At 67.1% G+C, this 9,582-nt stretch carries 10 protein-coding genes; 6 read left to right on the top strand and 4 right to left on the bottom strand.

Annotated features, from left to right (window positions below):
* The coding region (locus JHD80_RS18525; protein WP_199090393.1) for an aromatic amino acid lyase at positions 1 to 760 on the bottom strand (760 nt) is incomplete at its 3' end.
* 235 nt (positions 761 to 995) lie between these two features.
* Here JHD80_RS18525 and JHD80_RS18520 point away from each other — a divergent pair.
* The 5 genes from JHD80_RS18520 (at position 996) to JHD80_RS18500 (ending at position 5,449) form a co-directional block, all read left to right on the top strand.
* Entirely contained in the window at positions 996 to 1,865 is an 870-nt protein-coding gene (locus tag JHD80_RS18520; protein WP_199090389.1) for a fumarate hydratase, read from the top strand.
* Complete coding sequence (locus JHD80_RS18515; protein ID WP_199090388.1) at positions 1,862 to 2,503, top strand: fumarate hydratase C-terminal domain-containing protein; 642 nt, start codon at positions 1,862 to 1,864, stop codon at positions 2,501 to 2,503. The genes JHD80_RS18520 and JHD80_RS18515 overlap by 4 nt, the downstream gene beginning before the upstream one ends.
* Positions 2,500 to 3,483, top strand: coding sequence for an NAD(P)H-quinone oxidoreductase (locus JHD80_RS18510; protein ID WP_199090387.1), 984 nt, complete (start codon positions 2,500 to 2,502; stop codon positions 3,481 to 3,483). Before JHD80_RS18515 ends, JHD80_RS18510 begins: the two co-directional genes overlap by 4 nt.
* Positions 3,484 to 3,574: 91 nt before the next feature.
* Positions 3,575 to 4,378, top strand: coding sequence for a DNA-binding transcriptional regulator (locus JHD80_RS18505; RefSeq protein ID WP_199090386.1), 804 nt, complete (start codon positions 3,575 to 3,577; stop codon positions 4,376 to 4,378).
* Positions 4,379 to 4,462: 84 nt separating this feature from the next.
* A complete protein-coding gene (locus JHD80_RS18500) occupies positions 4,463 to 5,449 on the top strand; it encodes a Bug family tripartite tricarboxylate transporter substrate binding protein (RefSeq protein ID WP_199090384.1) in 987 nt (328 codons plus the stop codon).
* A 244-nt stretch (positions 5,450 to 5,693) separates the two neighbouring features.
* Here the strand turns inward: JHD80_RS18500 and JHD80_RS18495 are convergent, their stop codons facing one another.
* From JHD80_RS18495 to JHD80_RS18485, 3 genes are read right to left on the bottom strand one after another with little or no spacing between them, the layout of a single operon-like run.
* Positions 5,694 to 6,626 carry a DUF6282 family protein gene (locus JHD80_RS18495; RefSeq protein ID WP_199090381.1) on the bottom strand — a complete coding sequence of 311 codons (933 nt, stop codon included), beginning with the start codon at positions 6,624 to 6,626 and terminating at the stop codon, positions 5,694 to 5,696.
* Positions 6,627 to 6,637: 11 nt separating this feature from the next.
* Positions 6,638 to 7,561, bottom strand: coding sequence for a cupin domain-containing protein (locus tag JHD80_RS18490; RefSeq protein ID WP_199090379.1), 924 nt, complete (start codon positions 7,559 to 7,561; stop codon positions 6,638 to 6,640).
* 10 nt (positions 7,562 to 7,571) lie between these two features.
* Positions 7,572 to 8,369 carry an HpcH/HpaI aldolase family protein gene (locus JHD80_RS18485; protein WP_199090378.1) on the bottom strand — a complete coding sequence of 266 codons (798 nt, stop codon included), beginning with the start codon at positions 8,367 to 8,369 and terminating at the stop codon, positions 7,572 to 7,574.
* A 183-nt stretch (positions 8,370 to 8,552) separates the two neighbouring features.
* Between JHD80_RS18485 and JHD80_RS18480 the strand changes: the two genes are divergently transcribed.
* Complete coding sequence (locus JHD80_RS18480; protein WP_199090375.1) at positions 8,553 to 9,563, top strand: amino acid ABC transporter substrate-binding protein; 1,011 nt, start codon at positions 8,553 to 8,555, stop codon at positions 9,561 to 9,563.
* Positions 9,564 to 9,582 lie beyond the last annotated feature (19 nt).

Here is a 9,582-nt window from a genome sequence, read left to right as displayed (position 1 = left end):
GGTCCTGCAGATGGCGCGGCCCGCCCTTGGCGAAGAGATAGCTGCCGGCGAGATAGGCCCGGATGCGCTCGCCATGCCGCTTCAGCCCCGCGAAGGGGCGCGACTGCAAGGCGGCATTCGAGACGATCGAGGGATTGGCGGCGAAGCCTTCCATGCTGAGCGCCGCGATCAGGCTCCACTGGTCGAGAACGTCGCGGAGATCGGCCATGGCAAGCGCTGCGGTGCCGAGTGCGAGCGCGCTGGAATTCAGCATCGCCAGCGCCTCGCCGGCCTGCAATTCGAGATCGCCATAGAGCGCCAGAGCCAGATCGGTGATCGGCGCCATGTCGCTCTGGCCCATCGAGCCCCAGATATGGACGTCGATCGTGCGACCCTCGTTGAGCGCAGCGGCGAGCCGCTCGGCGAGCAGCGGCCGGACGCCGAGGCGCCCGCTCGCCATCGCATTGAGCAGCACCGCCATCATCGCCCGCACAGCCTCATGTGGCGCCAGCGGGCCATGCGCGACGTTATGGGTCAGCAGCAGGCGGCGGTTGAACTCGCCGATCCGGTCTGGCGCCAGCGGCACGCCGGTCTTGGCGCCGACGCTGGTGGTGACCCCATAGACCTTTTCGCCGCGCGCTACGGCAGTGTCGACGACGGCGCGGGCCGCCTTCATCCGCTCGACCGCCTCCGCCGTGACGGAAACCGGCACCTTGTCACGCGCAATGCGGACTAGCTGATCGATCGTGAGATCGAAACCGATGATAGCGACATGGCTCATGGCAACTCGTCCCCAGCAAGACCTTAGGGCGTGTGGAGAACTCCCCTCACCCGGCCCGTTCTTCAGCGCGCAAGCGCGGCACCCTATGCGCAGCTCTGACCGATTCCGTGATGGCCGGGAAGCACGCGCATGCGGCCGGGAAACGCTTTCATTTCATGGGTTGAAATGACGCATGCCGGCCCGGCCGCTGGCCCCGGATCAGCTAGGTTCACGCCATCGAAACGGACGCAAGCGCATGGCGATCACCTACGATCTGGTCAAGGAGGTCACCGCCAATCTCTATGATTGGTCGCTGCGCCGTATCCCGGAATCCTCCAAGGCCGAGTTCCGCAAGGCGCTCGCGACCGAAACCGAACCGCAGGCGCGCCAGACGCTGGCCTTCATGCTCGACAGCGCCGAGCGTGCCGAGCAGACCGGCAAGTTCCTCTGCTCGGATGCCGGCGTGCCCTCATACACGCTCAAGATCGGCTCCGGCGCCCGCATGGAGGGCGATATCCGCCAAGCCATCGTCGACGGCTTCGCCGATCTCGTCCGCACGATCCAGCCGCCGCTCCTGCGCTTCGTCACCAACCCGCTGACCAATGAACGCAGCTTCCACGGCAAGGACATGCCACTGGTCTCCTGCGAGCTGATCGGCGACGTCGACTATCTCGACATCACCTGCGCCCCCAAGGCGCTCGGCGGCGGCCGCTGGGCCGCGATCGAGACCCTGGTCAGCCCGAGCCTGGAGGAGATCGAGCGCTGCATCCTCGAACTCGTCCTGCGCGCGGGCGGCCAGCATTGCCCACCTGTGGTGATCGGCGTCGGCATCGGCGGGACCTTCGACCATGCCGCCAAACTCTCCAAGGACGCGACCTTGCGCCCCTTCGGCGAGCGTAATCCCGAGGCGATGGTCGCCGAGATGGAGGAGCGCCTGACCCGCGCGGTCAACCGGATGGGGTTCGGCCCGATGGGCGTCGGCGGCTCGACCACCACTTTCGGCGTCCATATCGAATACGCCTCGGGCCATGGCTTTACCCCCGTCGCGGTCTCCTTCAATTGCTGGATCAACCGGCGCACCCGCGCCCGCATCCATAATTCCGGTGTGGTGGAGCGGATCGAATGACGACCCCGTCGCTCCGGCGCCTCACCCTCCCCTTGTCCCGCGAAGACGCGCGATCGCTGAAGCTCGGCGATGTCGTGCTGCTCGACGGCGATGCGGTCGCGACCGTCGGCATGCCCACGCAGAAGCGTATGGTCGCGGAGCTTGCGGTAGGTCGCGACCTGCCCCTGCCGCTGCGCGGCGGCGCCTTCTTCCATATGGGCGTGAGCTATGAGGAGACCTCAACCGGCCCCGGCCCGCTGCATTACGTCAATCCGACCACGTCGAGCCGCTTCGACCATCTGATGCCCTCTCTGATCCGAACGCTGGGGCTCAGCGCGACCGGCGGCAAGGGCGGGCTCGGGCGCGAGAGCGTCGAGGCGATGTGCGAGGTCGGCTGCGTCTATTTCTCCTTCGTCGGCGGTGCCTCGGCCCTGCTGAGCCAGGGCGTCCAGGCCGTAACCGATTGCGCCTGGACTGACCTGATCATGCAGTTCCGCCTGAACCGCATCCGGCTCGACGGCTTCGGGCCCGTCATCGTGGCCATCGATGCCCACGGGAATTCGATCTACGAGCGCCTGATGACGACGGCGCGCGAGCGGATGCCCGACATCCTGCAATCGCTTCACCCCACGGCGGGCAACGACGAGACATCGCGATGAAAGTGATCGAAATCACCCGGCCGGGCGGCCCCGAGGTCCTGGCCTTCGGCGAACGCCCGCGGCCCGAGCTCGGCCGGAACGATGCGCTGATCCGGGTGCGCGCTGCCGGCGTCAACCGCCCCGATATCCAACAGCGCCGCGGCCTCTATCCGCCCCCGCCCGGTGCGACCGACCTGCCCGGACTCGACGTCTCCGGCGTGGTCGAGGCCGTCGGCGCCGATGTCGCCTGGCCAAAGGTCGGCGATGCCGTCTGCGCGCTCGCCAATGGCGGCGGTTATGCCGAGTTCTGCGCGGTGCCGGCTTCGCAATGTCTGCCCTTGCCCGATGGCTTCTCCTTCGCCGAAGCAGCAGCGCTCCCGGAGGTCTTCTTCACCGCCTGGAACAACGTGATCTGGCTCGGCCGGCTGGCCGAAGACGAGACCCTGCTGGTTCAGGGCGGCACCAGCGGCGTCGGGATGGCCGCGATCCAGCTCGCCAAGCAATTGCGCGGCGCCCGCGTGATAGCGACTGCGGGCTCGGCCGAGAAGCGCGGGGTCAGCCTGGAGATCGGCGCCGACTACGCCGTCGATTACCGCGCCGATTGGGTCGCCGAGATCGAGGCCGCGATCGGCAAGGAGAAGGTCGATGTCGTACTCGACGCGCAGGCCGGCCCCTATACCGAAAAGCAGCTCGGCCTCCTTGCTCCCGATGGCCGCGTCGTGCTGATCGCCAGCCATCTCGGCCAGACGGCGGAGGTCAATGTCCGCAACATCGTCCGCCGCCGGCTGACCCTGACCGGCTCGACGCTGCGCCCGCGCGATGCCGCCTATAAGGGCCGCATCGCCATGGAGCTGGTCGATCAGGTCTGGCCCCTGCTCGCCGACGGCAGGATCCGCAGCCATATCTGCGCGACCTTCGACTGGGCCGATGTCCGCGACGCGCATGCGCTGATGGATGCCGGCGAGCAGATCGGCAAGGTCGTCCTGACCATGCCGGGCTGAGTGTCGCAGGCGCGACCTGAAAAACTGCAAGCACGCGCTGCGGGTTCTGCACTAGTGTCGGCCTTCGTCGCCGTCACGCCGGACCCGCAGAGTGTTTTCGTTCGCCCCCGTCCAATCCGTCCTCAAGGCCCTCAAGCTGCTGACAGAGGTCAATCGCTCCAGCCCGGCGACCGTGGGCGAATTGCATCGCCGCACCGGCCTGCCGAAACCGACCATCGTGCGCCTGCTGGAAACCCTGATGGAGGCCGGCTACGTTACCCGGGACGAGCGCATGCGCGGCTATCTCGTCACCTCCCAGGTCACGCATCTGAGTTCCGGCTTCCATGGCGCGCCCATGGTGATCGAGGCCGCGCGCCCCTGGGCGACGGCGCTGACCCGCCAGATCAAGTGGCCCTGCGCGGTCTGCCTGCTCGACTACGACGCCGTGATCGTCCGCTTCAGCACGATTCCCGACAGTCCAATCTCGCCCTTCCATGCCACGCTCGGCTATCGACTCAGTCTCGGCGGTCGGGCGCTCGGGCGCGCCTATCTCGCCTTCTGCCCGGATGAGGAACGCGCCGTGCTGCTCGCGGCGATGCGCAGCTCCTCCGATACCGAGAACAGCGGCCTCACCGACGAGGATATCGAACGCCTGATCGCACAGGCCCGCTGGCGCGGCTATACCGAGCGGGACAGCACAGCCGAACCGCGCAATTCCGCAACGATAGCCGTGCCAATCAAGCTCGGCGACCGCGTGCTCGCGACCTTCGGCGTCACCTTCTTTCGGGCGGCCGTGGCCAATCCCGAGGACAAGGCGCGGATCATCCATCCCCTGAAAAAGGCGGCGGCCAATATCGAGGCGCAACTGGAGGCGCTCTCCCAATCCATGGGCGTCGCATTTCAAGGTGAGAAATGACGACCCATTTCCGCAGCCCCGCCTTGGCTCGCCCCTAGTCTTCGCCCAACGCGCCCGCAGTGGCGCCTTGGGAGGAGAATCGACATGGAGCGCCAGCTCTCACGCCGTCATGTCTTGGCCGGAATCGCCGGGGCAAGCGTTCTCGCCGGCAGCCGGTCGGCTCTCGCCGATACCTGGCCGAGCCGTGCGACCAATATCGTCGTGCCCTTCCCGGCGGGCGCCTCGACGGACGTCGTCGCCCGGCTTCTGGCGGAACGTTTGCGCGGCGAACTCGGCCAGGGCTTCGTCGTCGAGAACAAGACCGGGGCCGGCGGAAATATCGCCGCCAGCAGCGTCGTCCGCTCGGCACCCGACGGCTACACGCTGATGTTCTCGTCCTCGGGCCCGCTTGCGACCAACAAGCTCCTCTACAAGACGCTGTCCTTCGATCCGCTGACCGATTTCACGCCGATCGCCCTGCTCGGCGACGTCCAGGGCATCGTTGCTGTGCATCCCTCGCTGCCGGTCAAGTCCTTCGCGGAGCTGGTCGCCTACGGCAAGGCCAATCCGGGCAAGCTCACCTTCGGCAGCCCCGGCTTCGGCCTGATGGGCCACATGGCCGGGGAGCTGATCCAGCGCAAGGCCGGCTTCCAGATGACGCATGTGCCCTATCGCGGCTCGGCGCCGCTCGCGACGGACCTCTTGGCCGGCACCGTCAATGTCGCGATCGATTTCATCCCGACCTATATCCCGCAGATCAAGACGGGTGCGATCCGCGGGCTCGCCGTCACCAGCGACCAGCGCGCCCCGCAATTGCCGGATGTACCGACGCTCGCCGAGGCAGGCCTGCCCGATATCAATGCGACCGGCTGGTTCGGGCTCGTCGGCCCCAAGGGCCTGCCGGCTCCGGTGGTGACGCGGCTGGCCGCGATCGCGCGCGCCTATATCGACAGCGCGGAAGGCCACCAAAAGCTCGACATCATCGGCGTGCGCGCCCGCACGGGCGATGCGGAGGCGATGCGGACGGCGCAGGCCATGGAGATCGCGCGCTGGGCCGATGTGATCAAGGCTGCGGGCATCTCGCTCGACTGAGCGGCAAGCGAGGTGGCGCAAAGCGAAAACGGCTCGGGTCCCCCGAGCCGTTTTTGCTTGACCGGAACATCGTCATCTCGGTCGAAGCGAGAGAGTGCCTAGCCTCCTCCGCAACACACCGTCATCCCGGGCTCGCCCCGGGATCCATCGTAAGGCTCCGGAGCTCCACTATGGATCCCGGATCAGCGCTGCTGCGCAGGCTGTCCGGGATGACGTCGAGGTTCCCTTAAAAGTCGGGATGGCTCTACGCAGATTGGTCAAGCCCCAGCAATTCCGCGGCATGGCCGCCGGTCATCCGCTTGATCTCGGCCTCCGTGAATTGCAGGTCGAGCAGGTGGCCGACGATCTCGCGATAGCCGTCGACCGGGCGCGGCGAGCCGACGAGACCGAGATCGGAACAGAGCACGGTCTTGTCGACACCGGCGACCTCGATCACCCGGCGCAGCTCCGGCGGATCGAACTTCTTCGACTTGCCCTCGACGAACATGCAGATCGAATGCTCCATCACCGCGCCGAGATCGACCAGATGGCGGATTTCCGCGTCGCTGCAATGGTTGACCATGTAGGTCGGGTGATTGACGAGCAGCTTCTTCACGCCGCGCGCCCGGGCCTCCTCGAACACCGCAAAGAGCTCCGGCGTCGAGAGATGTCCGCCGGCAAGGATGATGTCGCCCTCCGCGATCAGGTCGAGGATCTGCTTGACCTCGTCGATCAGCTTGCCGTCGGGCCCGAAGGCCGTCAGCGGGATCGGATCGAGCATCTTCTGCGCGGTCTTCGGGAAGGTCTTAACCGCGCCGGAGGCGAGCACGTCGATATGGTTCTTGGCCGAGAGCGTCGGCATCCAGACGATCTTGCCGCCGAGCTTGATGGCATGATCGACCGCATGCGGATTGAAGCCGCCCGAGGCATTGTTCAGCGCGATGCCGGAGAAGAGCCTCACGCCGGTATTCGGCACCAGCTTCTCCAGCAGGATCGCGTGCGCGGTCCCTAGGTAGAAATGGTCCTTGTAGACGACCGCGCGGAACTTCGCTTCGGCAGCGTCCAGCATCGCTTCGTGATGGTCGAGGATGCGCGGCATCGCGGCCGGGCCGCTATGGCAATGCAGGTCGACGGCGCCGACCAGGAGATCGGCGATCTGGCGGCTGCGCGCGTCGGTATTCGTGGCGGTGGCGCTCATGTCCGTGGCCCTCACGCGGTTTCGCCGGGCATCGGATAATCCGCGGCGTTGATGACCCAGCCCGGCTTCAGCGAGAAATCCAGGCGGGGCGGGGAGAAGATGTCGATCATCTGGTTCAGGCCCGGCAGGACCGAGCGCGAGGTATGGATCGACGGCGGCGGGATCACGGTGAGCGAGGGCGCGGCCATCAGCTCGTGCTCGTCCTCGCGCCAGATGCGCATGTCCGGCGTCCAGGGCCAGCGGATATCGTGGATATAGCCGCCATCGATGACGAGCGAGCCCTGCTCGAAATCGTCGTGGTGATGCGGCGAGAGCGTGGTGATGTCGCGCAGGCCGAAACGCGGATCGAGCATGTTCACCATCAGCGTCGTGCAGCGGAAGATGCTGCCGAAGCGCCCCGTGCCGCCGGCCTCGACGTCGAGACTGTAGGAACGGACCTTCCAGCCGCCGGATGGCTCCGGCCAGGGCTTGAGCAGCGCGACATTGGCATGGGGCTCAGCATAAGACGCCGCATTGGAGCAGGCCGCCGCGAGATCGGGCGCGACGCTGGAGAAGATGCGGATCAGCCGCCCCTTGCCGGCCACCGTCACCTTCGACGCGCCGGGCGGAATGAAAGCGATCGAGCGGCCTGCAATCTCGACCGTCTCGCCGCCGGCTGTGACCGTCGCGCCGAGCGTCTCCTCGGGTAGGATCAGGCAATATTCGTCGGGCTGCGCCGGACGCTCCAGAGCGGCGCCGGCCTCGACATCGGAATAGGCGACGATGAAGTTCTGCCCGCGCGCCAGCCAGGTCTTGGACCTGTCGCCAGCCTGCTGCGGTTCCTCGGCATAGAAGCGGGCATAATCGGCGCCGGCATAGGCCTTGACCGCCGGCGCCTTGGCGGCGGGCTGTGCCGCCAGTTGCGAGCGCGGATCGCTGGAAGGATAGCTGGACACGGATGATCTCCTATCGCGCGGCGGCTTCGACCCGGCTGCGGGCGGCCTGCATCTGTGAGAGGGTGTCGCTCGCGGCCTTGCGCAGAAAACCCTGGTCCGAAGAGAGGATGAAGGCGCTGGCGCCGCGCTCGGCGAAGGCCGCGGATTCCTCGCCATTATCCGTCATCACGCAGACCGGCTTGCCGGCAGCCTTCGCGGCCCGGAGGATCGTGTCGACCGCGTCGCGCACGACCGGCGCATCGCGGGTCGGGGCTCCGAAGGCGACCGTGAGATCGCCGCGGCCGATGAAGACGGCATCGAGCCCCTCGACGGCGAGGATATCGTCGATCCGCTCCAGCGCGGAGGGATCCTCGATCATCGCGATGGTGGCCACAGCCGCGTCGGAGGCATCGACGAGGTCCCACATCTTCGAGCCGCCATAGCGCCCGGCGCGCGTGACGCCGGAGAAGCCGCGCTTGCCGCCGCGATAGCGGCAGGCCGCGACCAGCGCCTCGGCATCGGCGACCGTTGCGACATGGGGCGCGAGCACGCCCTCGGCGCCGCAATCGAGCACCGAGAGGATCGCATCCGCCGAGAGCGTGGGCACACGGACGACGCCGGCGATGCGGGCGGCCCGGGCGGCCAGCAGCGCGATATCGGTCGTATTGCGGTCGAACGGCGCATGCTCCTGATCGACGACGATGAAGTCGTAGCCCGCAGCCCCCAGAATTTCGGTCGCATGGGCGGTCGGCGTCTTGATGAAGCTTCCGGCCAAGAAGACGCCATCGAGCAGGCGCTGTCGGAAGCTGTTCGGTGCGGGAGTCTGCATGCTGCGACCTGCCGGTTTCGATGGCCGCAATGATGGGCATCGGCGCAGCCGGGCGCGGCCGGAATTGGCCGCATTTCACGTTGCGAAATGCATCGACGCAAGCCTGCCCCTGGGTCAGAAAGCCGACAGGATCGCGCCGGGATCAACGAAACGGCGGATCGTACCGTCTGAAAGGCCATCGCAATGAAGAAGCGCCTCCTGCTACTCGCCGGCTTGCTCGCCGCCTCCGCCCTGCCCGCTGCGGCCGGCACGCTCGAGAACGTCCGGGCGCGCGGCGAACTGGTCTGCGGCGTCAGCCCGGGCGTGGCCGGCTTCTCCGTGCCGGACGAGAAGGGGCTCTGGGGCGGCTTCGACGTCGATATCTGCCGCGCGGTCGCAGCCGCCGTGCTCGGCGACGCCAAGAAGGTGCGCTTCACTCCGCTGAGCCCCAAGGACCGCTTCGTCGCGTTGCAGACCAGCGAGATCGATGTCCTGTCCCGGCAGGCGACCTGGACGCTCGGGCGCGACACCCAGATGGGCCTGCGCTATGTCGGCATCGGCTATTACGACGGGCAGGGCTTCATGGTCCGCAAGTCCGCGAACATCGCCTCGGCCAAGGACCTGAACGGCGCCTCGGTCTGCGTGCCCACCGGCACCACGACGGAACTCAACATCGCCGACTTTTTCCGGGCGAACGGCATGAAATACGAGGGCGTCGCCTTCGAGGCCGGCGACCAGGTGGCGAAGGCCTTCGAATCCGGCCGCTGCGACGTGTTCAGCAACGACGTCTCGGCGCTCTCCGCCTATCGGCTGAAGCTGGTCAACCCGGCCGAATACGTCATCCTGCCCGACCTGATCTCGAAGGAGCCGCTCGGCCCCGTCGTGCGCCAGGGCGACGAGACCTGGACCAGCATCGTGCGCTGGTCGCTTTACAGCATAATCGTGGCCGAGGAGCTCGGCGTCACCTCCGCCAATGCCGACGGGCTCAAGACCAGCGGCTCGCCCGAGGTGCAGCGCCTGCTCGGCGGCAACGGCAATTTCGGGGAATCGATGGGGCTGAAGCCCGACTGGGCCCTGCAGATCGTCAAGCAGGTCGGCAATTACGGTGAGGTCTACGAGCGCAATGTCGGCACCGGCTCGAAGCTCGGCATCGCACGCGGCCTCAACCGGCTCTGGACCCAGGGCGGCCTGCAATACGCTCCGCCGATCCGCTGAACACCATACCCGACGACCC

Source organism: Allobosea sp. ASV33 (assembly GCF_016428755.1).
Classification (GTDB): domain Bacteria; phylum Pseudomonadota; class Alphaproteobacteria; order Rhizobiales; family Beijerinckiaceae; genus Allobosea.
Note: the sequence above shows the minus strand (reverse complement) of the source record. Positions and strands in the feature narration are given on the sequence as shown.